Consider the following 22,022-nt stretch of genomic DNA (forward strand, 5'->3'; position numbering starts at 1 on the left):
AAAGGAGTGCGGGCGAACACGCGCATCGCCGGGGTCTGGTCAAGCTGGCGGACAGCGTAAGCGACCTGGTCAATCCGAGCCCTCCCCGACACCGCCGCCGAAGCAAGAAGACGGAACTTCCCCGACAACCGCGCGATCGCCGCGATCGCGCTGGCGGTGTTGAAGGTGAAGTCGAACTGGGACAGGAGCAGGTCGCGGAGGGCGGAGAACCCGAACTCGGAGCGGTGCAGGTTCGCCTCCTTCATCGCGATCACCGAGGCGAGGACCGCCGCGTGCTGGGCGTTGATGAGGGACGCGGCCTCATCGAGGGTCGAGCGGATCGCCGCAGCCTGGGAGCGGCGGTCAGGGGAAGCGGAAAGGAGCGAAGCGGCGGGGAGGACCGGAGCGACCGGGATGGTGGGGCTGTGACTGGTGCCGGTGCAGTGGCTCATGGTTCCTTCACCTCCCTTCCGCTGTTCTCGAATGTCCTGCCTGTTTTCGGTTCCTTGTTCGTAGTTCAATGATGACAGAATGCCGTGCCGGTGTCATCACCCAACCGGGTGAACATTCCATGAGGGACACTCGCGCCAGGCCGTCACTCCACCTGGGGTGCAGGGAAACTGGCGGATCATCGGGCGTCAGACTCCGCCCCGGGTGGATCGCTGCCGGGCAGCCGCACCGCACACCCCACCACCACGAGACCCTTTTGTCGCCGCCCGCCTGAACCTCAATCAAAACGGCTCCTTGCACCGAGCCACCGACGCAGACAGAACATCCAGGCGGGCGAGTCGGAACGCACCTGCTGCGCGAGCGTTCATTACGGCTCTTGGATGCTCATCGCGTCGACCGACTGTGCGAGTTTCTCCGTGACGCGCTCGAATTCGCGCTGCGCCCGGAACCGCCTGTAGACCTCCTCGGCGAAGCGCCACCTCGACTCTGCTCCGGCGCTGTCGCCCAACGAGTCCAGGACGTCGCCGACAAGCTCGTCGGCGAAGGCGATGTTCGACTCCTGCCCGTACTCCTTGAAGCCCTCGCGGGCGAGGGCGTAATGGCGAAGCGCGTCGTCGAGGCGGCCGCTGCGATGGGCGACGTGGCCGAGCCCGAGGTTGGAGTGCGCAACAGCGAGGGGCGCGCCGACCTGGAGTGAGATCGCCATCAGGTCGTCGTATCGGGCCTTGGCCGCGTCGAGTCCGCCAAGAACGGCCTCGTGCCAGGCGATGGTCCAACTCGCGCGGTACGTCCAGATGCGGTCGCCCGCCTCGTCGAAGTAGGCGAGCGCCCTGCCCGCGTATTCGGCCGCTTGGGCGTCGTCGTCTTCGCGGGCGGCGTGGACCGCGAGCCCGTAGCAGACGAAGCCCTTGGCCCATGGCTGCTCGAGGTCGTCGGCGATGGACATGGCGCGCTCGATGAGGCGGGCGGCGTACTCCTGATCGCCGTGAAGCATCGTCGCGGCCGAGAGGTATCCGAGAGAGATGACCTGGCCGAAGCCGTCGCCGGCGCGTTCGGCCGCCGCGAACGCGGCGGTCTGCGTCTCCATGAGGTCGACGCCGAAGGAGCGGTCGAGCATGTATCCGGCGGTGCACCAGGCGAGGAGCCAGAATCTGGCGTCACCCCCCGGTGCCGGTTCACGGCGGAGCAGCCCGAGCAGGACCTCGTATTCGGTGGCGAACCAGTCCGCGGCCGCGGGCATGTCCGCGACGGGCTCGGGGGTGACGCCGGGGGCCGGTTCGCCCACGTCGATCGTGTCGCCGTGGAAGGTGAGCTGCGCGTCGGCGGCGTGGGCGGAGTGGATGAAGTAGTCGATCAGTCGGATCTCGGCGGCGTCGCGTTCGGCCGGGGCGACTTCGTCGCGCAAGCGTTCGGCCGCATAGGAACGCAGCAGGTCGTGCATCGCGTAGCGGCCCTCGCGGGGCTGGTCGACGAGGTGCACGTCGGCGAGTTCAAGGAGGGCCGCTTCGGCCTCGGCGGGTGGCACTCCCATGAGGCTGGCCATTGCCGGGACGGTGAGCTCCGGGCCGGGGTGGAGGCCGAAGAAACGGAAGGCGCGGGCCGAGCGTGAGCTGAGTGCCTGGTAGGAGCAGGCGAAGACCGAACGCGGGTCAGTGGCTGAGTCGGAGGTGGCGAAGATGCCGAGCACGTTCGTGGTCGTGTCGAGCCGGTCGGCGAGGGAGGCGAGGGAGAACTGGGGGTGAGTGGCGGCCCACGCGCCGATGAGTGTGAGCGCCAGGGGAAGTCGTCCGCACGAGGTGACGATGCGCTTGACGGCCCGCTCCTCCTCCATGGCCCGGCTCATGCCGATGCGGCGCACCAGGAGCGCCCAGGCGTCGGCGTCGGGGAGCAGGTCGAGGGGCAGCACGTCCGCGCCTTCGGTGACGTCGAGTCCGGCCAGGCGGTCGCGGCTGGTGACGAGGGTGAACGAGCCGGGGGCGACGGGCAGGAGGGGACGCACTTGGGCGGCGTCCCTGGCATTGTCGAGGACGACGAGGACTCTGCGCCCGGCGAGAACCGTGCGGTACAGGCCGATGCGCTCGTCGAGTCCGGCCGGGAGCTGGTGGGCCTCGACGCCGAGGACCACGAGGGCTTCGCCGAGGACGGTGGCGGCGTCGGTGCCCGGTGCGAGCGGGTCGAAGCCGCGGAGGTTGAAGTAGAGCTGGCCGTCGGGGAAGCGGTGGGCGACGCGGTGCGCCCAGGAGACGGCGAGCGCGGTCTTGCCGACGCCGCCCATGCCGGTGACGACGGCGAGTCCGGCGGTGCCCGCGCCCGCTTCGAGGAAGTCGTCGAGGAGGCGCATTTGGCCGGTGCGGCCGGTGAAGCGCGTGTTGGCGCGGGGGAGCATCGCGGGGACGCGGCGGCGCAGGAGCGGGTCGGTGGCGGGAGGCGCGTCCGGGACGGCGGTCGACGGGCCGTCGCGGAGGATCGCGGTGTGAAGGTCGCGCACGGCCTGGTCGGGGTCGGCGCCGAGTTCGTCCGCGAGACGTTCCTTCAGTGCCGCATAGGCTTCGAGGGCTTCGGCTGTACGGCCGGCGCCCTGGAGGGCGCGCATGAGGAGGGCGGTGAAGCGCTGGCGGGTGCCGTGGACGGCGACGATCTGGCGCAGTTCGTCGACGACCTCGGCGGCGCGGCCGAGTTCGAGGTCGAGGTCGATGCGGCGTTCGAGGAGGGCGAGGCGGTGCTCGTCGTAGCGGCGGCGGATCGCCTCGCTCGTGCTGCCGGAGAGGTTGGCGAGCGCGGGTCCGCGCCATTCGCCGAGGGCCTCGCGGAGGGCGGCGACGGCCTCGTCGAAGCGGCCTTCGGCGCGCAGGGACCTGGCCCGGTCCTCGTTCGTCTTGCAGCGCAGGGTGTCCAGTTCGGCGGCGTCGATGCGGAAGCGGTAGGCGCGGCCGACGGTCTCGACTCGGTCGCGGGCGGCGCCGAGTTTGCGGCGCAGGACGCCGATGGTGTTCTGCACCTGCGTCTCGGGGTCTTGAGGGATGTCGTGGCCGTAGACGGCGCGCACGATGTTCTCGAGCGGGACCACGCTGTTCGCTTCGTCGAGGAGGATCGCGAGCACGGTCGCGGTGTTCCCGCGCGGGATCGCGACCGGCGCGCCGTCGACGCTGAGCTCCAGGGGCCCGAGCAGGCGCACATCGAGGTGGGGCATGGGTTTCCGCCTTCGATCCGGACCGGGACAGGGGATAATCAGTGTCCCACAACGCCATAAGTGACGCATTCCTCGAAGTCGCGGCGGCGGGCATGACCGATCGGTGACCGATCCGTGAGCGCGCCGGGAACGATGCGGTTGAACAGCGTTTGAGGAGGCACAGCCGATGAACCGGATCGAGATCCCCGAGGACTACGAGGACCGCTTGGCCGCCGGGCGCCACGCCGCCGCGCGGCTCCCCGCGGGGGCGGTGCGCGAGGGCGTCGACCGCGCGCTGGAGGCGGCGCCGAGCCGGGATCGGTACGAGCAGGCGGCGGACCTCGCCGAGCGGGCCGAGGCCCTCACCGGGGAGCTCGCGGAGCGAGCCTTCGACGGGACCGATGCCGACCGGGTGGCGTGGCTGCGCCTCGACTACCTGGGGCGCTTGCAGTCCCTGGCGTTGAGCCCGACCATCGACCGGTTGAGCAATCCGGCGGTGGCCGACGCGATCCAGGCGGCCTGGGTCGCCGCCGAGGCGGCCCGCTCGGAGTACGTGCTCCACCTTGAACGCGTCCACGCTGACCTCCTCGCCGCGCGCGTTCCCGACAGTGGCGGCGACGAACTCCGCGACCGCATCGCCCGCTGCTCGCACGAGCGTTTCGCCCACACCACCGAGGACGACCTCTGCTCGGCCGAGGTCGACGTCGAGGGCCGCCTCACCGGGTTCAAGTTCCTGGTCCCCAACGCGACCCTCGACACCGAGTGCGAGGACCTGTCCGTGCAGTCGACCGCGACGATCCAAGCCGCCCAGGCGAAGGCAGTCGACCGCCTGACCGAGATCCTCGCGTGATGCCGGACCGCCTCGCGGTTCAGGCGATGCGGACGGGGAAGAGGACGGTGCTCGCGACGGTGCGGTCCCGTTCAGCGGCGAGGGCGAGGCGGCGGGGGTCGGCCATGTAGGCGTCGATGGCGGCCTGGTTCGGGAAGCGGTAGACGTGGACTTCGTGGGGGTTGCCGTCCGCGCCGTCGCCGATCGCGCGGGAGAGCAGTTCGCCGCCGTGTTCGGGGACGAGCGCGGTCACCTTGTCCTCGTATGAGGTCATGGCCTGCTCGGCGCCGGGGAGGGCCCGGAGGAGGCAGCAGAGTTCGATCGGGGCTTCGTTCATGGGGACCATGATGCCCGGGCGCGGGGGCACCGCGCCGGGTACCCGGCGGCGGCCGGTCGGCTGCGCCGCACCGCAATTCGGTCGCGGTGCGGGCGGCGAGGCGGGAGGATGCGGTGATGGGTGCGAATCATCTGGGCCGCTGGGAGCCCGCGACGCCGAACGAGGTCCGGGGTCTGCTCGCGGCGGTCGACGCTCCGTGGTGGATCGCGGGCGGGTACGCGATCGAGTTCGCGGTCGGCGAACCGTTCCGCTCGCACGGCGATGTCGATGTCCTGCTGCTGCGGCGCGACCAGCTGGCGGTGCAGGACGCGCTCCCGGGATGGGAGTGGTGGGCGGCGGACCCGCCGGGCACGCTGCGGCCCTGGGCGGCCGGTGAGATCCTGCCGCCCGAGGTCCACGACATCTGGTGCCGCCCGAGCGCGGACGCTCCATGGCGGCTCCAGTTCATGCTCGACGAAGCCGAAGGCGACGAGTGGGTCTCGCGCCGCGACCCGCGAATACGGCGCCCGATCGCGGAGACCGGGCTCGTCAACCGCGACGGCGTCCCGTACCTGGCCCCCGAGATCCAGTTGCTGTACAAGGCCAAAGGCCTGCGGCCGAAGGACGAGGCCGACTTCGAGGCGGTGCTGCCGAAGCTCGGCGCGGAGCAGCGCCGGTGGCTCCGCGAGTCGATCCGGCTGGCGTACGGCGAGCACCCGTGGTCGGAGCGGCTCGAAGCCTGAAGGGCCGCAATCCAGATGCGGTCGGGCGGCACTCCCGCGAGACTGTGCCGATGGGAACCGGATACGCACCGCTCTACGCCGTCAGCGGCGCCCCAGGCGCCGGGAAGACGAGCGTTCGGGCGGAACTGCTCGCGGCCGGGAACGGCATGGTCGTGATGGACATCGATGAGCTGCTTGAGGACAGCGCCCTCCTCGGCGTGCCGATCGCGGTCCCCGAGGCCGCGCCGATCTGGCCCGCGTACGGGCGGATGTGGCGCAGGATCATCGACATGACGCTCCGGTCGGGGCATCCGGTGCTGTTCCTGAGCCCCAACATCCCGAGCGAGCTGCGAGGCGCGACGGGCTACCTGCTGCTCGACTGCGACGACGCGGTGCGCGCCGATCGCCTCCGCGCCAGGGGCTGGAACACGGCCCAGGTCGACTCGGCGCTGCGGGACGCCCGCGCCTACCGGCCGCTGTTCGACACGGTCGTCCGCACCGACGACACCGGCCCGAGCGGCGTCGCGAAACGCGTCCTCGCGTGGGCGGACTCGCTCGACCCGTCGACCGCCGCCGGGCGGACCTGAGCGCGGATATCGCGTACCGTCGGGGTTCGGCAAGGGAGGCAATGCGATGACGCGGGGACACGAGGACTCGATCGATGAACGGCTCTGGCGGGCGGCCGATTCGGGAACCGTGGAGGTCCGCAGGCTCACCGGCGGGCGGCCGTTCTGCGCCGGAGTGCTGCTCGTGCGGGACGGCAAAGTGCTCGCGACATTGAACGCCGACGGGGTCGACGCCGTGGACGCGAGCGGCACCGACTGGCACGTCGGCGGGGTCGGCGGCGGCCAGGAGCCCGGCGAGGACGTCTGGGACTGCGCGCTGCGCGAGGCCCGGGAGGAGCTCGGCGTGCCGGTGCGGCTCGTGCCGCCGGAACGGACCTACCTGCACGACATCGACAGCGACGAGCTGCGGGAGGTTCGCACAGGGGATGTCCCGGCGCCGTTCATCTTGCAGCGCTTCCGGAACGAGGATCCGATCACGCCCTATCGGCCGGACCTTCCGGCCGGGCCGTTCACCTACTTCTGCATGTTCGTCGCCGAGTTCGTCGAGGAGCCGACCGGCTTGACGCCCGACGACCCCGACATCGCGGCCCTGGTCTGGCTGCCGCTCAACGCCGGGTCACTGATCGCCGCAGGCGCGACGTTCGCGGACCTGACCGCCGCCGGAGCGACGATCGCGGCGGGCGGCCCCATCGCCGCCGAGGCCCGGATCCATCTGTCGCGCACCGAGACGTTGCGGGTCGCCGGCCCGCTCCTCGCAGCGGGCACCTCGGATTCGGTCGGTGCGCAATGAGCCGGTTGAGGATCACGCACGGTCACGCGGCGGGAAGGTCGAACCGCATGTGCGGCAGCATCCTTCCGGGGATGGATTCGCTGGGGATCTCGCCGGTGCGGACCGCGCCGAACCTGGCGTAGAACGATGCGGCGTTCGGGTCGGCTTCGAGCGTGACCGTTCGTGCGCCGATGCCTTCGGCCGCGAGCAGCGCACGCTGGAGGAGTGCCCGGCCGACGCCGGTGCCGATGGCGGGCGGGTCGATGAAGAGGGATTCGAGGCGACTCTCCGGAACGCTTTCGATCAGGTGATAGAAGCCCACGAGCCGGTCCGACCGCTCAGCCACGACGAGCGTCCCGGAGGCGCACACCTGCGGCGAATAGGTCAGCTCGTCGCGGATCGCTTCGAGGAACTCGGCGCTGTAGCCCCAGTGCGCCTTGGACCGCATCGCCAGGTCGGAGATCAGCGGCGCCTCGTCGGCGCGGGATGAACGGAATTCGATGTCCACCAAGCGGAGTCTACGGACGCAAGCACCCGCTGCATCGCGCTTGCACACCGCCGCAACGACTGCGACTCCATCCGTAGGCTGGCTCGATGACCGATCCGTCGCCAGACCAGCTCCGTATCGAACCGCTGCCGCGCGCCGACGAACCGCGCGTCAGCGCCCGCGCCGTGGCCGTGGACCCGGGCGGCCGGGTCCTCCTGGTCCGGCATCGCGCCGACGGGCGCGAGTTCCATGTCCTGCCCGGCGGACGCGTCGAACCCGGCGAGACGGCCGCCGAAGCCGCTGAGCGAGAAGTGCTGGAGGAGACCGGGATCCGGGTCAAGGTCGGCGAACTGCTGTGGGTGCGTGAGTTCCTGCCGGACCGGCACCTCGGCCACCCGCACCACCGCACGACGATGCAGCAGCTCCAGCTGTACTTCCGCGCCGAGCCGACGGCAGAGGACGCGACGGAGGCGACCGAGCCGGACGGCACCCAGTCGGCGGTCGTCTGGCACCCGCTGGCCGCGATCGCGGAAATAGTCCTGCTGCCGCTCGGTCTGGCAGCACCGCTCGCCGCGCTGGGAACCGGTCTGGCCGCCCCTGGCCCCGTGTATCTCGGCGACCTGCCCTGACAGTGCGGTCGCGATCCAGAAGAAGGCAGACGATCCGCGGTCATCCCAGGCAGGCCGGACAGCAGGAGCCGCCGGAGGACCATCGATGCAGCGGAGGCGGGTTCGCCCCGCCGTCGCTTGCGGGTCTTCCATTGCGAATGCCCGGGTGTCGGCGATCGGCAGCCGAGCGAAATGACCAGTCTCAATTAGGCCGAGGCAGTCAGACCGCTGTTGAAATGCGGTTTCTCATTGTTCCTGGGACAAGGGCCGGGTCGGTCAGTCTCGTTAAAGTTGGGGCAGATAGCTCTCCGTCGGCGATGCGACGGAGGACGTCCCCAGCGAATCCGCCCCAGGGGGTCATACCCCTGGCCTACGCCGAGCCCTGCTGATACATACCGGCTAGGGTCACCTGATGTTCGCTGCCATGACGATGCTGTTCCCGGTCTCGCTGCTCATCCTCGTGGCGTTGGCGGTCGCCGCCGTAACCGTCCCCTTGAGGAAGCGCCGCCCCGCGCGAAGCACGGTGTTCATCGCTGCATCGCTTGCTTCCCTGTGTATCGCAATCCCGCTCTACCTGGGCACGCTCTTCATGTCTTCGCCGTGGGACGCCAGATACGAATGCAGTCGGCACGGTGCAGGCGAGTTCGTGAACTACACAGAGTCGCTGTTCCCACCCAGTTTCGTGCTGGAATGCACGGAGCGGACAGTCCAGCTCATTCCGGTTGGGGCCAATCCCGCACTGCTACTGCTCATCGCCGCGACAGTCGGGTTCGCCATCGCGGCGATCGTCGCCCACAGTAAGAGCATCGGGTAGCGGAGGAGCCGGATGCCGCTTGCTTGCGGTGGTCCGGCTCTCTCGTACCTTCCGGGATGCTTTGGGACGCAGCAACACGAGGCCTGGCTCAGGATAAGTGCCTCAGCTCGACTGAGACAACCCCGGATGCCTCCGCTAGAACGAGACTGCCTCGGAACTAACGAGACGGGACACGAAAGAAGGCGAAGATAGTGAGCTGAGTCACCCCATGTTATGACTCGGGGGCGGGCGGTGTCTTGTGGGCGACCCTCTGAGAACCAAGGAGACGCCATGAACGGGAACACCGAAGTCGTCGTCATCGGGGGCGGTTACGCCGGAGTGATGGCCGCGAACCGCCTGAACGGCCGCGAGGACGTGTCAGTGACCCTGATCAATCCGCGCCCGGACTTCATCCAGCGGATCCAGCTCCACCAGCTCGTGGCCGGCACCGGCGAGGCCGTGGTCGACTACGCGAACGTCCTCAGCGCCGACGTCCGGCTGGTCGTCGACGCCGCCACCCGGATCGACGCGGCCGAGCGCAGCGTGACCCTGGCCTCCGGCGACACGGTCGGCTACGACTACCTGGTCTACGCGGTCGGCAGCGGCAGCCCCGCGCCGAGCGTCCCTGGGGCAGCCGAGCACGCGTACACGATGGACACCCTCGAAGCGGCGCAACGGCTTCGGTCGGTCCTGGACGACACGCCCGCCACCGCCCCGGTGACCGTGGTCGGCTCCGGCCCCACCGGCAACGAGGTCGCCGCCGAGCTCGCCTCGGCGGGTCGCAAGGTCACACTCGTGGCCGGGACGGTCGTCGCGTCGTACCTGCACCCGAACGCCCGGCGCTCGGTCGTCAAAGGCCTGGCCAAGCTCGGCGTGACCATCGTCGAAGGGCCCGAGGCGACAGCGACGGCCGTGACGCGGGAGTCCGTGCGGCTCAGCGGCGGTCGGGAGGTGCCGAGCGCCGTGACGATCTGGACCGCCGGTTTCGGCGTCCCGGACCTGGCCGCGCGCAGCGGCCTGCGCACCGACTCGACGGGCCGCCTCGTCACCGACGAGACCCTGACCTATGTGGATGACGACCGCATCGTCGCGGCCGGGGACGCCGTGACGCCCTCCGAAGTGCCGCTGCGGATGAGCTGCCAGGGGGCCGCCCCGCTCGGCGCCCACGCCGCCGACACCGTCCTCGCCCGCATCTCCGGCGAGCGCCCCGCCGACATCGACGTGGGCCTCCCCGCGGTGTGCACCAGCATCGGCCGCGCGAAGGCCACCATGCAGTTCGTCGCCGCCAACGGGGAGGCGAAGCGCCTCTACGTCGGCGGCCGACTCGGCTCCAAGCTCAAGGAGTTCACGTACCCGCACATCATCGGGGCCCTCGCGAAGGAGGCCCGCAAGCCCGGGTCGTTCACCTGGAAGCCCGTGGACGAGCGGCGCCCGCCGCTGCTGTCCGAACGCGGCGAAGCCGCGGTCGCCCTCGACCGGGCGGCATGACCGCACCCCGACCGCTAATGTCAGGAAACCGGGGCGCGTGCCGTGGACGAACCGCGGCACGCGCCCGCCAGGGAGGAGCGCGGCCATGAGCGACCCGACCGCCGACCCGGCGACCGAGGCCTTCGTCGCCCACCGGAACCTGTTGTTCACCGTCGCCTACGAGATGCTCGGCTCGGCGTCCGACGCCGAGGACGTGCTGCAGGAGACCTGGCTGCGGTGGGTCGAGGTCGATCTTGAACGGGTGCGCGACCAGCGCGCCTACCTCGTGCGCATCACCACCCGGCAGTCGCTCAACCGGTTGCGCGCCATGCAGCGCCGCAAAGAGTCCTATGTGGGCCCGTGGTTGCCCGAGCCGGTGCTCACCGCCCCCGACGTGGCCGACGACGTGGCCCTCGCCGAAAGCGTCTCGATGGCGCTCATGCTGGTGCTCGAAACGCTCTCGCCGACCGAGCGGGCCGTGTTCGTCCTGCGGGAGGTGTTCGACGTCGGCTACGACGAGATCGCCGCCGCGGTCGGCAAAAGCCCCGAAGCGGTGCGCCAGATCGCCTACCGCGCCCGGCGGCACGTCGACGCCCGTCGCCCCCGCGGGGTGGTGGCCCCGGCGGAGACGCGCGCGGCGCTGGCGTCCATGCAGCACGCGATCGAGACCGGAGACCTCAAGGGCCTCATGGACGCGCTCGCCCCCGACGTGGTCGTCGTCGGGGACGGCGGCGGTTTGAAGAACGCGGCACTGCGGCCGGTCGTGGGCGCCGACAAGGTCACCCGCCTGGTCTTCGGCGGTCTCGCCAAGCTCGAGGGCACGCTCACCGCCCAGATCGCGGTCGTCAACGGCGGCCCGGCCCTGGTCGTGCAACTGGACGGCGAGCTCGACGGCGTCATGGCCGCACGGATCGAGGACGGCCGCGTCAGCGGCCTCTACTACGTGCGCAACCCCGAGAAGCTGGCCCACGTGAGGCGCGAGACCCGCTTGACGCTGCGCTGAGGGCCTTGCGGTTAGCGGCCCTTGCCGCCGTGCTTCTTGTGGACCGCCTGCTTCGAGACGCCCAGGACCGTGGCGATCTGGGCCCAGCTCGCGCCGTTGTTCCTGGCCCGGCGGACCATGACCGACTCGAGGCGTTCGGCCTCGGTGCGCATGCGCCGCACGGCTTGCAGGCCCCGCAGCGGGTCGGGTTCGTCTTCCGCGAGCGCGGTGAACTTGTCGTCTGCCATGCGTCAACCGTAGTTGACGATGCGAGGATCGTCAACTACGGTTGACGTCATGCAGTGAAGTCGGGAAGGCGATGACTCCCGGGGCAAGGAAGAACAGGCTGCGGCGACCTTCACGGCCGGCCCGGGCTCAGGCTCGTTCGCCATGACCTACGCCTACGGGTTGTCGTCGTCTTTGCCGATGCCCCAGACGTCCTCCTCCGGGTCCTCGACGAGGAAGGATTCGCGCTCGACCTCCTCGTCCTGCTTGCCTCCGGCGCCGCGGCCTCCGCCGCCGCCCATCATGCCGCCCGCTCCGGCCTTCGCGCCGGTTCCGGCGGGGGCGCCTCCGGCCGGGGTGCCGAGCATCGTCGCGGTGCCCATGCCGCCGCCGGAGGGCGATCCGCCGGCGGGCAGGCCGGCTCCCAGGCCGCCCGCGCCGCCGCCGAGGCCGCCGCCCATGCCGCCCCCGCCGGAGGCGAGACCGCCCGAGATGTCCTCGGGGTCTTCGAGTTCGGAAGCGTCCCAGGGGTTGTCGAGCTCGGGCATCTCGGGCGTCTCGGGCTGCGCCAGGTCTTCCATGCCGGAGGGGGTCTCGGGCGTCGTGGGCTGCTGGTCCTGCGGCTGGGTCGGTTCCTGCTGGTCCTGCTGCTCCTCCTGCGTTTCCTCGTCCTGCTCCTCTTCCTGCTGTTCCTCGTCCTCCTCCTCGGCCGCATCCTCGTTCGCGCCCTCCGTGCCGGCCGTCGAGTGGTCCTCGGCGGCCTTGTGGGAGTTCATGTCCCTGGCCGCGTTCGACTTGTCGTCCAAAGGCTTCAGGAGCTCGGCCGCCTGTGTGAGGGCCGCACCGGCGCTCGCGTCGGCGGCGTTGATGAGGGAGGTGAGGGCCTGGAGGCCGAGCGTCCCCGCCATCGCCTGGGCCTGGAGTGCCGCTTCGAGGATGCCGCCGAACGGGCCCGCCATGGCGATCGCGGTGCGCTGCGCCGGGCCGAGGGTCACCATCGGGGCGGGCTGGATGTTGAAGCCGATCGCTTTGAGCGCGGCGTCCGCGGCCTTGAGGCCGGTGCATTCGACGAGCATCTGCGCGGCCGTCGCGGCCAGGCCGCCCGCGGTGGCGGTGACCTCGCCGATGACCTGGGTGAGGTGGGCGTTGACGTTGCCGACCTCGCCGTTGAAGGCGTCGTTCGCGCTGTCGCTCCAGTGGCTGTTGATCTCGGCGACCTTGGCGCCGTAGTCGGTCTGCTGGGTGGCGAGATCGCTTGCGGCGGCGGTCATCTCGGAGGCGTAGGTGAGAAACTCCGAGGGCTGGGCCGAGAGCGCGTCCTGGTAGCTGGGCATGGGTCCTCCTAAGGCTTCGGCGTGGTGGTGATCTGGCTCTGGATGCCGCCGAAGCGGGAGCTCATCTCCTGGTCGGCGGCGTCGAGGTCGTCGGCGCTGCCGACGACCTGGTCGCCCTGCCAGGTGAGGCGACGCTCGACACCGGTGGCGACGGCGGCGAGCGCGGTCTGCCAGCGGCGGCCGGCCTCGCCGGTGGCGAAGCCGGTGTTCTTCTCGGCCGCGGTCGCCGCCGGGCGCTCCACCCGCCTGGACGCGGCCTGGCTGTTCGGGGCCAGGCCGCGCAGACCGGTGCCGCCCGTTCGCACATCGTCAACGTCCATGTGCACGGTCATGGGCTCCTCCTTCTGCGAGGTGTCGACGCCCTCTCGGGCGGACGCCCGGCGGCGTCGGAAGTACTGTCGCGCGGCTCGTCACGGGTCGGTCCCGGCGCGGGCTTGATCAACCCATGACGGATTCGTGACGGCTCCGCCTTCCATGGGCGGCATACGCAATCGAGGCCCGGGGACCGGGCCGCCACGCGAGGAGGGGTGTCGTGACCGATGAGCTTTTCACCGGCGGTGAGGACTGGGCCGCCGGTTCGGTCGAGCTGCCGTCGTTCGAGTTCACCATCGCGTTCGGCGACACGTCGGCCCTGTCCTCAGGGGACCGCGCCGGTTGCGCTGCGGCCCAGTGCCCGCACCCGGTGGCGCATCCGGCGGAGGAGGCCTGGGTGCAGCTCGCTTCGGCGGTGCCGGTGGAGGGGCAGCGCGACCGGTTCAAGCCGCGATGCGAGGGCATGGCCTACCCGACCGAGGAGGACTTCCGGGCGGCGGTGACGGCGGTGCGCCCGGAGGATGCGGACGCGTTCTCGCTGCAGCGCTTGCGGACCGGTTGGACCGAGGAGATCGGCGCACGGCTGGGGACGTGGCCGGGCCGGCTCAAGTCGAAGCTGGCGCGGCTTGCCGAAGGCTGGGCGGGGGAGGACTTCGACGCGTTCGCGGCGCAGGCCGGCGAGGCGCGGGCCCTGGTGGAGGGCGCACTCGACGACATCGAAGCCACCGTGGGCGAACTGGCGAGTCGGGAGGCGGCGATCTACACGCTGCAGGGCGGCGACTCGGGCGAGATCCCCTATCCGGCGCCGATGGTGGGCACCGAGGGCGAGTGGTCGAATCTGGTGGCGCTGCATGTGCGCCCGGCCTGGTGGCATGGGGACTGCATCACGATGACCTGCGAGGAGGCCGAGAGGGCCCTGGAGCTGGCGGGGGCCGACGCGGGGTTGGCGACCGAGGTGCGGGAATTCGTCGAAGAGCGTGTGGGGCAGCGGCTTTCGGGCCTCGGGGCGCTGGTGGCGGAGGTGCGGGCGCTGGTCGGCGAGGAGGCGAAGGAGGTCTTCGCCGAGCGGGTGGCGGCCGAGTTGGCGGCGTATGTGGAGCGGCAGGCGGCGATCGACGAGTCGATCGCGCAGAAGCGGGAGGGTCAGAGCGCGGAGCTGGAGGCGGTGCGGACGACGGGCGAGGACCGGCCGTACCCGAGCAGTGCTGATGCATCGTTTATGGAGTTGTCGGTGCCGGAGGCGGAGCAGCCCGCCGCGCCGGTCCCGCCGCAGACGACGCAGGACCCGAGCCCGGTCCCGCCGGGCGGGGACGGCACCGTCGTGACCGAGGAGACCCCTTGGGAGGCCGAGGAAGCCGACGATGAGGACGTCTCCGGCGGTCTCGCGAGCGGCGGGGGCGGCGGCCTCGGTGGCGGAACCGGCGGCGGCCCGTTCGGCGGCGGCGGGGGACGCGGAACGGGCCTGCCCGGTTCGACCGGCGCGGTGCCGCAGGGGCTGTTCGGCCCGGCGTTGACGACGCCGACGACCGCGGCGACCACGGGTTCGGCGAGCGGCTCGAAGGGCGGCGGGCTGTTCAGCGGCCAGACCGCGGGCGGCGCGTCGGGAGGCCGGGGCGGGAAGTCCTCGGAGCGTTCGGATTCGGACAAGAAGAAGGACGGCGAGAAGGAAGACGAAGGGCCGCAGCACCTCGCGCGGCGCGAGACCGGGAACGTATGGGGCTACGTCAAGCCCAACGAGGACCCCTACAACTAGGCGATTGGGAGGCACGACCATGGCGGATCGGGTGTTCGACCCCGAGGCGATCGGCGAGTACCGGCAGTTCCTGGTGGAGCTGATCGAGGAGCTCGAGAGCGAGCTGCTGCCGGTGATGGCGACCGGGACGCTGAGCCGGGCGCCGGCGTTCGGGACCGCGGCGGGCGCGGCCGAGAACGCCATGGGGCAGTACCTGGAGTTCCACGCGGCGATGTGGCGGAACCTGCAGTACCTGCGCGGCACCCTGTACGGCCTGGATGCGGCGCTCGCCGAGACGACCAGCGGCGACGACCAGGCGGCGGTCTACTTCGCATTCGGCTCGTTCGACCCGACGGCCGGAACGTCCTAGAGCGTGGGCGGTGCGGCCGTTCACGGACGGGATTGCTGAGTGTCGGGACCGGGCCGCCGTTGGGTCGGTCCCGACACCGCTCATTCGCCGGTGGTGCCGTCTGCCGGTTCGCGGATGATGTCGAGGCGCCCATTGTGGCGGGCGGTCTCCTCGATCATGTGCAGCAGGATCCACCGCAGCGAGCACGGCTCACCCCCTGGAGGGGCCCTTGTTCCAGCGCCTCGAGCGGCAGGGCGTCGGCGATCTCGACCGAGCGGGCGCACGGCTCGCTGCGCGCAAGGCCTCGTCGCCATCGCTTACTTGACAACATGCTGTCATTATGACAAACTCTTGTCAAGTAATCGAGAAGGAGCTCGGCAATGACGCAGTACGTGCACCTGGCCGTCTATGACACCATGGCCGACTGGGAATTCGGTCATGCGACCGCCCACATCAACAACGGCAACTGGCAACGCGATCCGGAGCGCTACCGGGTCGTCACCGTCGGCGCGGGCCGCGAGCCGATCCGGACCATGGGCGGCATGTCGGTCACGCCCGACATCGCACTTGACGAGCTCCGCGTCGAGGACAGCGCCATGCTGATCCTCCCCGGCGCGGACACCTGGCTCTCCGGAGGCAACGCCGCCTTCGCCAAGAAGGCTCGGCAGTTCCTGGAGGCCGAGGTGCCCGTCGCGGCCATCTGCGGGGCGACCGCGGGACTCGCCGCTGAGGGCCTGCTCGACGACCGCCGCCACACCAGCAACGCCCCCGAATTCGTGCAGGCCTTCGGGTCCAAGGGCGCTGAGCGCTACTGCGACCTCCCGGCGGTCACCGACCGCGGGCTCACCACCGCCTCGGGCACGGCACCAGTGGATTTCGCCCGCGAGGTGTTCGCCGCCCTCGAGCTGTACACGCCGGAGGTCTTGGCCTCCTGGTACAAGCTGTACGGCCTCGGCGACCCGGCCGGATACTTCGAGCTGGTGGGCGGGGCAGCATGAACGACCGCCAAGAGCTGCTGGCGGGCATGGCGCTCACGGTGTTCAAACTGAACGGCCAGTTTCTCGACATCGCCGAGGGACTGGCCAGGCCGGTCGGCCTGACCGCGGCGCACTGGCAAGTCCTCGGCGCCGTCCTGAAGACACCGCTTCCCGTGGCCGGCATCGCCCGCGACATGGGCATCACGCGCCAGGCCGTCCAGCGCATCGCCGACATCCTGGCGGAGAACGGCATGGTGGAGTACCTGCCCAACCCCGCACACCGGCGGGCCAAACTGGTCGCCCCGACCGAGCAGGGCAGGGAGGCCGTCCAGCGGATCAGCCCCGCGCATTCGGCGTTCGCCGAACGGATGTGCGAGGCGCTGGGTGACGACCGCGCATCGGACATCTACCTCCTGCTACGAGAACTCTCCGGCGTGCTGGAGACCTTGGATTCGAGCCGCGAAACGAGAGAACCGGCCCGGAACGGCGACCGCCCGCCCGAGCCGAAAGGCGCGGGCGGGCGGTCGTCTCGTCCTGCGGGCTAGAACGCTTCGTCCGGCAGGTCCATGGCGGTGAGGTCGGCGGCCTCGACGACCTTGCGGTCGGCGGTGAGGCGCGGGAGGACCTCCTTGGCGAAGAACTTCGCCGCCGCGACCTTGCCGCGGTAGAAGTCGTCGTCGGCGCCTTCGTCCAGCTTCTGCTGGGCGGTCTCGGCCTGTCGCAGCAGCAGCCAGCCGACCATGAGGTCGCCCACGGCGAGCAGCAGGCGGCGGGAGTGGAGCCCGGCCTTGTACAGCTCGCGCGGCTCGTCGCCCATCGCGGCCATGAGGGCCGGCTGGAGCGCTTCGAGGAGGCCCTGCACGTCGCCGAGCGCGCGCAGGACCTTGCCGCGCACCTCTTCGAGCTCCGAGTGTCCGTCCTGCGTGGACTCCATGATCTCGCCGGCGACGACCATGAGCGATTCGCCGTTGTCCTTGATGATCTTGCGGAACAGGAAGTCGAGGCTCTGGATCGCGGTGGTGCCCTCGTACAGCGTGTCGATCTTGGCGTCGCGCACGTACTGCTCGAGCGGGTAGTCCTGGAGGTAGCCGGACCCGCCGAAGACCTGCAGCGCCTCCGAGCTCAGCAGCTCGTACGCCCGCTCCGAGCCGCAGCCCTTGACGAGCGGGAGCAGCAGGTCGTTGACCTTCTTCGCGGTCTCGGCCGCGTCCTCGTCGCCGTCGGCCTCGGCCAGCAGGGCCTTGTCCTGCCACGAGGCGGTGTACGCGACGAGCGCGCGCAGGCCCTCGGCGTAGCTCTTCTGCATGAGCAGCGAGCGGCGCACGTCCGGGTGCTTGATGATCGGGACGCGCGGGGCGGTCTTGTCCGCGGACTGGAGCAGGTCGGCGCCCTGGATACGGCTCTTGGCGTAGTCGAGCGCGTTCAGGTAACCGGACGAGAGCGTGGCGATGGCCTTGGTGCCCACCATCATCCGCGCGTACTCGATGATGAGGAACATCTGGCGGATGCCCTCGTGCTTGTCGCCGAGGAGCCAGCCCTTCGCAGGGGACTTCTCGCCGAAGGTGAGCTCGGCGGTCGCGGAGACCTTGAGGCCCATCTTGTGTTCGATGTTGGTGACGTTCACGCCGTTGCGCTCGCCGAGCTCGCCGGTGGCCGGGTCGAACAGGAACTTCGGCACCATGAACAGGCTCAGGCCCTTGGTGCCGGGGCCGCCGACGCCCTCTACGCCGACGGGCCGGGCCAGGACGTAGTGGACGATGTTGTCGGTCATGTCCTGGTCGCCCGAGGTGATGAACCGCTTGACGCCCTCGATGTGCCAGGAGCCGTCAGGCTGCTGGTACGCCTTGGTGGTGCCGGCGCCGACGTCGGAGCCCGCGTCGGGCTCGGTCAGGACCATGGTCGCGCCCCAGCCCTTCTCGATGAAGAGCTTCGCCCATTCCTTCTGCTCGTCGGTGCCCTCGCGGTAGGCGCTGTGGGCGAACGAGGAGCCGGCGGCGTACATCCACAGGGCCGGGTTGGCGCCGAGCACGAGTTCGGCGAGGGACCACCAGAGCATGCGCGGCGCGGAGGTGCCGCCGAGGACCTCGGGGAGGTCGAGGCGCCAGTACTCGGCGTCGATGAACGCCTTGTAGGACTTCTTGAACGCCTCCGGCAGGGTGACCGAGTTCGTGGCCGCGTCGAAGACGGGCGGGTTGCGGTCGCCCTCGACGAAGCTGGCTGCCAGCTCCTCCTCGGACAGGCGTGCCAGCTCGGCCAGGATCTCGCGGGCGGTCGCCTCGTCCAGGTCCGGGAAGGCCGGGTTGTCGAGAATCTTGTCCGCTCCGAAGACCTCGAAGAGATTGAACTCGAGGTCTCGAAGGTTGTGGCGGAAGTGCGTCATTGCGGGTCCTCCATTACTCGGTGGTAACGCCCATCATATTACTCGTGAGTAGCTACCTCAAGTATGCCGCGCCGACATGCCGTGGAGAAGTGCGTTCAGCAGGAAAATCCAGTCCGATTTCCGACCGCGCCGACACGCCCCCGTTCCATCGATCGGGTGAGCGTTCCGAGACCCGGGCCCCGCTGCCGTAACCTGCGCACCCGTGCCTCGTTGAACCCGGTGACCGACCGCCTGTGCGAACCACCGGGAGCACCCCATGATCCGAGCCGTCGCCGACCGCATCGCCGCCCGTGCGAGGCCCGCCTACATCGGCCGCCACCGCCGCGCCCGACCCGTCCTGCACCGGGTCTTCCGCGTCGCCGTCCCGGAGGTTCAGCCGCTCTCCGGCCGGTAGTCCAGCAGCAGCAGCGCGATGTCATCGGTCAGCGGGCCGCCCACCCAGCGGCGCAGCGCCGACTCCAGGGACGCCAGGCCGTCACCGGTGTTGCCGTGCCCGATCAGGCTCCAGGCCCGCTCGCGGATCGGGAAGAACTCCCCGTCCTTGCGCGCCTCCGCCAGACCGTCCGTGTACAGGAAGATCCGGTCCCCCGGCTGCAGCCGCACCGTCAGCTCCTGCACCGACGGGCTCAGCCCCAGCGGCGGCGCCATCGACTCCGGCTCCAGGTACGTCGCCACCCCGTCGCGCACCAGCATCGGCGGCGGGTGCCCGCAGTTCAGGATCTCCAGCGTCCCGCCTCGCTCCTGCAGCAGGATCGCCGTCACGAAGTCCTCGTCCCCCGCGTTCCGCGCCACCGCGTGGTCCAGATCGTTGACCATGCACCGCTGATCCGAACGCTCGAACGCCACATGCCGGTACGAGCCGAGCACCGTGGACGAGAGCCGCACCGCGTCCAGACCCTTCCCGCGCACGTCGCCGATGATGATCCGCACCCCGAACTCGGTGTTCAGCGCCTCGTAGAGGTCCCCGCCGATCTCCGCACCCGAACGCGCCGAGACGTACCGGGCCGCGACGTCGAAGGGCCCCAAGCGCTCCCCGATCGGCCGCAGGATCGCCTGCTGCACGACCGAAGCGAGCTGCGTGAGCCGCTTCATCCGCTCGTCGTCCCGCTCGCGCACCACCGCCACCGCCGCCGCGATCACCACCGCCACGGACACGACCAGGAAGTCCACCCCGTGCGCGGCCACCCCGACCATCCCGAAGTCGAACATGATCCACAGATGGACGAACGCCGCCGCCATGCTCGCGAGCCCGACCCCGACCACCCAGCGCCAGGGCAGGAACGCCGAGGCCGCCAGCGGAGGCAGGGCCAGCCACGAGATCGCGTGCGACTCGTCCCGCACGGTCAGACGCAGTCCGACCAAGACCACCACGACCGCGAAAGCGGCGGCGAACGCCACCCGCACCGACGGCGCCGACCAGCCCTGACGGCGATCAGTGCGTGCCATCTCGGGCCTCCGTCGCAGCATTGTGCGCATGTGGGTGAATGCCTCCTTCCTACCGGATCGCGGCCGGGTCGCCCGCGTGTTCGCGGAAGCTCTCGCACGAGGTCCGGACGCGAGCGGACCCGGCCCCGGGCGCGCCCGACCGGAGCCGGAGGGATGCGCGCGCCCGCGTGCGTTGGAGGGCGACGGGGCGCCCGGGACGCCGGACCCGATCTGACCATCGCCGATGTGAAGATCGTAATGGTCGCGGACGCGATACCGGTCGTTGAGGACCACGTCGAACGGGAGAGGACCAAGTCTGTGCGTTCGGTCGGCCGCGGACACCGAACGGGCGGTTCGGACCTCGGCCGATCGGCCGGTCCGCCACCGGTTCTCGCGCGAGACCCGCGTGATCAAGGGCGCTGGCGCGGCGCGATGGGCCATCTTAGAGTTGGACGCGTGCAGTACACGCTTTCGAGGACCAGGTTCGACAGCCCTGTGGCGCAATTGCTCTGCGCCGAGATCCAGGAGGAGTACGTCCGCCGCTACGGCTCCGGTGACGAGACGCGGCTCGGCGAGGACGATTTCCACCCGCCGAACGGCGACTTCATCGTGGCCTTCGACGAGGCCGGGGAGCCGGCCGGGTGCGGCGGCTGGCGGGCGCACGAGGACGACGCCGAGATGAAGCGCGTCTACGTGCGCGAGCACGCCCGCCGGCAGGGACTCGCCCGCCTCCTCGTGGCCGCGGTGGAGGCCTCCGCCGCCGAGGCGGGCCGCAAGCGGGTCATCCTCGAGACCGGCCCGCGCCAACCCGAGGCGGTCGCGATGTACGGGGCGCTCGGCTACGTGCCGGTGACGCCGTTCGGGCACTACGCGTGCACGGACGGCTCGATCCACCTGGGCAAGGAGCTCGGTTCCCGGCGCGCATAGGTTTCACGTCGGCTCTCGGCCGGACAGGCGTTCGCCTGTCCGGCCGTTTCCGTTGCCGTGAGCGACTTTCGCGACTATTCAGTGAAATACGTTTTTTAGCCGCATGCAACCGTGAATCTCTCTCATTACGTCTTTCGGTCTAGGACGGCCAAACGGGCCAACCCTCACATCCACCCCGAAAGGATTCACAGTGGACAGAAAGAGGAAGCATCTGATCCGTCTCGGCGCGGGCGTCGCCGCAGGTCTCGGCGCCACCGCCATCGCGTGGGCGGGCATCGCCGCCAACGCGGAACCCGTCGAACCCAAGGGCGACTTCGAAGCCCAGATCATCGGCGGCGGCGACGTCACCGAGGGCCAGTACCCCTGGCTGGTCGGCCTCGGCTCCCCCGGCGAGGGCACGGCGTACGAGCGGCAGTTCTGCGGCGGCTCGGTGATCGCCGAAGACGTGGTCCTCACCGCCGCGCACTGCGTCGAGGACGCCGCCGCCGAGGACCTCGTGGTCTTCTCCGGCGCGATCGACCTCGAGTCCGAGGACGTCGTCGAGACCGCGGTCGCGGACCTCCACGTGGCCGAGGACTACAACGACCCCATCGCGATGTCGAACGACTGGGCGCTGCTCAAGCTCGCCGAGCCGGTCGACGTCGAGCCGATCGGGCTCGGCACCGAGCCCGAGGAGTTCGACCTCCTCGAAGTCGCCGGCTGGGGCGACACCGGCGACGGCTTCCCGACCACCGCGCAGTGGGTCGAGGTGCCGTTCGTGAGCGACGCCGACTGCGAGGCGGCCTACCCGGATGAGGTCGACGCGGAGTCCATGCTGTGTGCGGGCGACCTGGAGAACGGCGGGATCGACTCCTGCCAGGGCGACTCGGGCGGCCCGATCATGACCCCCGCCGGTGAGGACCAGATCCTGGTCGGCATCGTGAGCTGGGGCTACGGCTGCGCGGAGGCGGGCAACCCGGGCGTGTACGCCGAGGTGGCGGGCTTCGACGACACCATCGACGAGGTCCTCGCGGGCTGGGAGTAGCACCCGCTGAACACCTCAGGGCCGCATGGCAGGCGGCCTGAGCCGAAACATTGAAGGGGCCGGGCGGCGTCTGGGCGGATTCTAGGGGTGGTTGCAACACTGCTGGTTATTCGCTGGTGTGGATGAGTTTAGCGAGGCGCTCGGCTGGGGTTTCCCAGGCGAGCGTTTTGCGTGGGCGTCCGTTGAGTTCGGCGGCGACG

25 protein-coding genes are annotated in these 22,022 nt (G+C 70.4%); 15 read left to right on the forward strand and 10 right to left on the reverse strand.

The features are described 5' to 3' along the window. Together JHY01_RS25530 and JHY01_RS25535 are read right to left on the reverse strand one after the other, a co-directional pair. Nucleotides 1–431, reverse strand: a 431-nt coding sequence (locus JHY01_RS25530) for a hypothetical protein (protein WP_205328550.1), incomplete at its 3' end; no start/stop codon positions are given. A gap of 365 nt (nucleotides 432–796) precedes the next feature. Beyond that, entirely contained in the window at nucleotides 797–3,619 is a 2,823-nt protein-coding gene (locus JHY01_RS25535; protein ID WP_205328551.1) for a BTAD domain-containing putative transcriptional regulator, read from the reverse strand. Nucleotides 3,620–3,785: 166 nt separating this feature from the next. On the opposite strand from JHY01_RS25535, the gene JHY01_RS25540 reads away from it, so the two are divergent. Further along, nucleotides 3,786–4,448, forward strand: coding sequence for a hypothetical protein (locus JHY01_RS25540; RefSeq protein ID WP_205328552.1), 663 nt, complete (start codon nucleotides 3,786–3,788; stop codon nucleotides 4,446–4,448). Nucleotides 4,449–4,467: 19 nt separating this feature from the next. Here the strand turns inward: JHY01_RS25540 and JHY01_RS25545 are convergent, their stop codons facing one another. Continuing rightward, a complete protein-coding gene (locus JHY01_RS25545; protein WP_205328553.1) occupies nucleotides 4,468–4,764 on the reverse strand; it encodes a DUF1330 domain-containing protein in 297 nt (98 codons plus the stop codon). A gap of 116 nt (nucleotides 4,765–4,880) precedes the next feature. Here JHY01_RS25545 and JHY01_RS25550 point away from each other — a divergent pair, with 116 nt between their 5' ends. From JHY01_RS25550 to JHY01_RS25560, 3 genes are read left to right on the forward strand one after another with little or no spacing between them, the layout of a single operon-like run. After that, nucleotides 4,881–5,486, forward strand: coding sequence for a nucleotidyltransferase domain-containing protein (locus tag JHY01_RS25550; protein ID WP_205328554.1), 606 nt, complete (start codon nucleotides 4,881–4,883; stop codon nucleotides 5,484–5,486). Between the two features lie 50 nt (nucleotides 5,487–5,536). After that, a complete protein-coding gene (locus JHY01_RS25555; protein ID WP_205328555.1) occupies nucleotides 5,537–6,052 on the forward strand; it encodes an AAA family ATPase in 516 nt (171 codons plus the stop codon). A gap of 46 nt (nucleotides 6,053–6,098) precedes the next feature. Further along, nucleotides 6,099–6,821 (forward strand): NUDIX domain-containing protein, encoded by a 723-nt coding sequence (locus JHY01_RS25560; protein WP_205328556.1) that lies wholly within the window; start codon nucleotides 6,099–6,101, stop codon nucleotides 6,819–6,821. Nucleotides 6,822–6,843: 22 nt separating this feature from the next. Here the strand turns inward: JHY01_RS25560 and JHY01_RS25565 are convergent, their stop codons facing one another. Further along, the gene (locus tag JHY01_RS25565; protein ID WP_307814585.1) at nucleotides 6,844–7,308 is read right to left on the reverse strand and encodes a GNAT family N-acetyltransferase; all 465 of its coding nucleotides are present in this window, start codon (nucleotides 7,306–7,308) and stop codon (nucleotides 6,844–6,846) included. A gap of 86 nt (nucleotides 7,309–7,394) precedes the next feature. Here JHY01_RS25565 and JHY01_RS25570 point away from each other — a divergent pair, with 86 nt between their 5' ends. The 4 genes from JHY01_RS25570 (at nucleotide 7,395) to JHY01_RS25585 (ending at nucleotide 11,158) form a co-directional block, all read left to right on the forward strand. Beyond that, complete coding sequence (locus tag JHY01_RS25570) at nucleotides 7,395–7,916, forward strand: NUDIX domain-containing protein (RefSeq protein WP_205328557.1); 522 nt, start codon at nucleotides 7,395–7,397, stop codon at nucleotides 7,914–7,916. A gap of 391 nt (nucleotides 7,917–8,307) precedes the next feature. Further along, nucleotides 8,308–8,709 carry a hypothetical protein gene (locus tag JHY01_RS25575; RefSeq protein WP_205328558.1) on the forward strand — a complete coding sequence of 134 codons (402 nt, stop codon included), beginning with the start codon at nucleotides 8,308–8,310 and terminating at the stop codon, nucleotides 8,707–8,709. Between the two features lie 270 nt (nucleotides 8,710–8,979). Further along, nucleotides 8,980–10,176 (forward strand): NAD(P)/FAD-dependent oxidoreductase, encoded by a 1,197-nt coding sequence (locus JHY01_RS25580; RefSeq protein WP_205328559.1) that lies wholly within the window; start codon nucleotides 8,980–8,982, stop codon nucleotides 10,174–10,176. A gap of 85 nt (nucleotides 10,177–10,261) precedes the next feature. Then, a complete protein-coding gene (locus JHY01_RS25585) occupies nucleotides 10,262–11,158 on the forward strand; it encodes an RNA polymerase sigma-70 factor (protein WP_205328560.1) in 897 nt (298 codons plus the stop codon). Nucleotides 11,159–11,169: 11 nt separating this feature from the next. Here the strand turns inward: JHY01_RS25585 and JHY01_RS25590 are convergent, their stop codons facing one another. The 3 genes from JHY01_RS25590 to JHY01_RS25600 all read right to left on the reverse strand — a co-directional run bounded on the left by JHY01_RS25590 (nucleotide 11,170) and on the right by JHY01_RS25600 (nucleotide 13,028). Continuing rightward, a complete protein-coding gene (locus JHY01_RS25590; RefSeq protein ID WP_205328561.1) occupies nucleotides 11,170–11,385 on the reverse strand; it encodes a helix-turn-helix domain-containing protein in 216 nt (71 codons plus the stop codon). A gap of 153 nt (nucleotides 11,386–11,538) precedes the next feature. After that, nucleotides 11,539–12,696 (reverse strand): hypothetical protein, encoded by a 1,158-nt coding sequence (locus JHY01_RS25595; protein WP_205328562.1) that lies wholly within the window; start codon nucleotides 12,694–12,696, stop codon nucleotides 11,539–11,541. 8 nt (nucleotides 12,697–12,704) lie between these two features. Continuing rightward, a complete protein-coding gene (locus JHY01_RS25600; RefSeq protein WP_205328563.1) occupies nucleotides 12,705–13,028 on the reverse strand; it encodes a hypothetical protein in 324 nt (107 codons plus the stop codon). A gap of 200 nt (nucleotides 13,029–13,228) precedes the next feature. Between JHY01_RS25600 and JHY01_RS25605 the strand changes: the two genes are divergently transcribed. Both JHY01_RS25605 and JHY01_RS25610 read left to right on the forward strand, forming a co-directional pair. Further along, entirely contained in the window at nucleotides 13,229–14,761 is a 1,533-nt protein-coding gene (locus tag JHY01_RS25605; RefSeq protein WP_205328564.1) for a hypothetical protein, read from the forward strand. Between the two features lie 19 nt (nucleotides 14,762–14,780). Continuing rightward, entirely contained in the window at nucleotides 14,781–15,110 is a 330-nt protein-coding gene (locus JHY01_RS25610) for a hypothetical protein (protein ID WP_205328565.1), read from the forward strand. 80 nt (nucleotides 15,111–15,190) lie between these two features. Here JHY01_RS25610 and JHY01_RS27525 read toward each other — a convergent pair whose 3' ends face one another. After that, nucleotides 15,191–15,403 (reverse strand): DUF664 domain-containing protein, encoded by a 213-nt coding sequence (locus JHY01_RS27525; RefSeq protein WP_205328566.1) that lies wholly within the window; start codon nucleotides 15,401–15,403, stop codon nucleotides 15,191–15,193. 66 nt (nucleotides 15,404–15,469) lie between these two features. On the opposite strand from JHY01_RS27525, the gene JHY01_RS25620 reads away from it, so the two are divergent. Continuing rightward, a complete protein-coding gene (locus JHY01_RS25620) occupies nucleotides 15,470–16,087 on the forward strand; it encodes a type 1 glutamine amidotransferase family protein (RefSeq protein WP_205328567.1) in 618 nt (205 codons plus the stop codon). Beyond that, complete coding sequence (locus tag JHY01_RS25625; RefSeq protein WP_205328568.1) at nucleotides 16,084–16,611, forward strand: MarR family winged helix-turn-helix transcriptional regulator; 528 nt, start codon at nucleotides 16,084–16,086, stop codon at nucleotides 16,609–16,611. The genes JHY01_RS25620 and JHY01_RS25625 overlap by 4 nt, the downstream gene beginning before the upstream one ends. Here the strand turns inward: JHY01_RS25625 and JHY01_RS25630 are convergent. Beyond that, nucleotides 16,608–18,446 carry an acyl-CoA dehydrogenase gene (locus JHY01_RS25630; protein WP_205328569.1) on the reverse strand — a complete coding sequence of 613 codons (1,839 nt, stop codon included), beginning with the start codon at nucleotides 18,444–18,446 and terminating at the stop codon, nucleotides 16,608–16,610. The two genes, JHY01_RS25625 and JHY01_RS25630, sit on opposite strands and share 4 nt — an antisense overlap. 256 nt (nucleotides 18,447–18,702) lie before the next feature. On the opposite strand from JHY01_RS25630, the gene JHY01_RS25635 reads away from it, so the two are divergent. Continuing rightward, nucleotides 18,703–18,840, forward strand: coding sequence for a hypothetical protein (locus tag JHY01_RS25635; protein ID WP_205328570.1), 138 nt, complete (start codon nucleotides 18,703–18,705; stop codon nucleotides 18,838–18,840). On the opposite strand, the gene JHY01_RS25640 is transcribed toward JHY01_RS25635, so the two are convergent. Further along, nucleotides 18,819–19,892 carry a PP2C family protein-serine/threonine phosphatase gene (locus tag JHY01_RS25640; protein ID WP_205328571.1) on the reverse strand — a complete coding sequence of 358 codons (1,074 nt, stop codon included), beginning with the start codon at nucleotides 19,890–19,892 and terminating at the stop codon, nucleotides 18,819–18,821. The two genes, JHY01_RS25635 and JHY01_RS25640, sit on opposite strands and share 22 nt — an antisense overlap. A 435-nt stretch (nucleotides 19,893–20,327) precedes the next feature. Here JHY01_RS25640 and JHY01_RS25645 point away from each other — a divergent pair, with 435 nt between their 5' ends. Both JHY01_RS25645 and JHY01_RS25650 read left to right on the forward strand, forming a co-directional pair. Then, the gene (locus tag JHY01_RS25645) at nucleotides 20,328–20,798 is read left to right on the forward strand and encodes a GNAT family N-acetyltransferase (protein ID WP_307814586.1); all 471 of its coding nucleotides are present in this window, start codon (nucleotides 20,328–20,330) and stop codon (nucleotides 20,796–20,798) included. Between the two features lie 190 nt (nucleotides 20,799–20,988). Further along, on the forward strand, nucleotides 20,989–21,822 hold the full coding sequence (locus tag JHY01_RS25650) for a serine protease (protein WP_205328573.1): 834 nt from the start codon (nucleotides 20,989–20,991) through the stop codon (nucleotides 21,820–21,822). Nucleotides 21,823–22,022 lie beyond the last annotated feature (200 nt).

Source organism: Glycomyces sp. YM15, from assembly GCF_016918015.1.
Lineage (GTDB): Bacteria > Actinomycetota > Actinomycetes > Mycobacteriales > Micromonosporaceae > Glycomyces.

Excerpts from the sequence above, each read along its gene's own strand:
- JHY01_RS25620 (WP_205328567.1), top strand. The coding sequence starts at position 15,470 with ATGACGCAGTACGTGCACCTGGCCGTCTATGACACCATGGCCGACTGG.
- JHY01_RS25540 (WP_205328552.1), top strand. The coding sequence starts at position 3,786 with ATGAACCGGATCGAGATCCCCGAGGACTACGAGGACCGCTTGGCCGCC.
- JHY01_RS25550 (WP_205328554.1), top strand. The coding sequence starts at position 4,881 with ATGGGTGCGAATCATCTGGGCCGCTGGGAGCCCGCGACGCCGAACGAG.
- JHY01_RS25630 (WP_205328569.1), bottom strand. The coding sequence starts at position 18,446 with ATGACGCACTTCCGCCACAACCTTCGAGACCTCGAGTTCAATCTCTTC.
- JHY01_RS25585 (WP_205328560.1), top strand. The coding sequence starts at position 10,262 with ATGAGCGACCCGACCGCCGACCCGGCGACCGAGGCCTTCGTCGCCCAC.
- JHY01_RS25570 (WP_205328557.1), top strand. The coding sequence starts at position 7,395 with ATGACCGATCCGTCGCCAGACCAGCTCCGTATCGAACCGCTGCCGCGC.
- JHY01_RS25625 (WP_205328568.1), top strand. The coding sequence starts at position 16,084 with ATGAACGACCGCCAAGAGCTGCTGGCGGGCATGGCGCTCACGGTGTTC.
- JHY01_RS25575 (WP_205328558.1), top strand. The coding sequence starts at position 8,308 with ATGTTCGCTGCCATGACGATGCTGTTCCCGGTCTCGCTGCTCATCCTC.
- JHY01_RS25600 (WP_205328563.1), bottom strand. The coding sequence starts at position 13,028 with ATGACCGTGCACATGGACGTTGACGATGTGCGAACGGGCGGCACCGGT.
- JHY01_RS25555 (WP_205328555.1), top strand. The coding sequence starts at position 5,537 with ATGGGAACCGGATACGCACCGCTCTACGCCGTCAGCGGCGCCCCAGGC.
- JHY01_RS25535 (WP_205328551.1), bottom strand. The coding sequence starts at position 3,619 with ATGCCCCACCTCGATGTGCGCCTGCTCGGGCCCCTGGAGCTCAGCGTC.
- JHY01_RS25635 (WP_205328570.1), top strand. The coding sequence starts at position 18,703 with ATGATCCGAGCCGTCGCCGACCGCATCGCCGCCCGTGCGAGGCCCGCC.
- JHY01_RS27525 (WP_205328566.1), bottom strand. The coding sequence starts at position 15,403 with ATGGCGACGAGGCCTTGCGCGCAGCGAGCCGTGCGCCCGCTCGGTCGA.
- JHY01_RS25545 (WP_205328553.1), bottom strand. The coding sequence starts at position 4,764 with ATGAACGAAGCCCCGATCGAACTCTGCTGCCTCCTCCGGGCCCTCCCC.
- JHY01_RS25610 (WP_205328565.1), top strand. The coding sequence starts at position 14,781 with ATGGCGGATCGGGTGTTCGACCCCGAGGCGATCGGCGAGTACCGGCAG.
- JHY01_RS25595 (WP_205328562.1), bottom strand. The coding sequence starts at position 12,696 with ATGCCCAGCTACCAGGACGCGCTCTCGGCCCAGCCCTCGGAGTTTCTC.
- JHY01_RS25560 (WP_205328556.1), top strand. The coding sequence starts at position 6,099 with ATGACGCGGGGACACGAGGACTCGATCGATGAACGGCTCTGGCGGGCG.
- JHY01_RS25640 (WP_205328571.1), bottom strand. The coding sequence starts at position 19,892 with ATGGCACGCACTGATCGCCGTCAGGGCTGGTCGGCGCCGTCGGTGCGG.
- JHY01_RS25590 (WP_205328561.1), bottom strand. The coding sequence starts at position 11,385 with ATGGCAGACGACAAGTTCACCGCGCTCGCGGAAGACGAACCCGACCCG.
- JHY01_RS25580 (WP_205328559.1), top strand. The coding sequence starts at position 8,980 with ATGAACGGGAACACCGAAGTCGTCGTCATCGGGGGCGGTTACGCCGGA.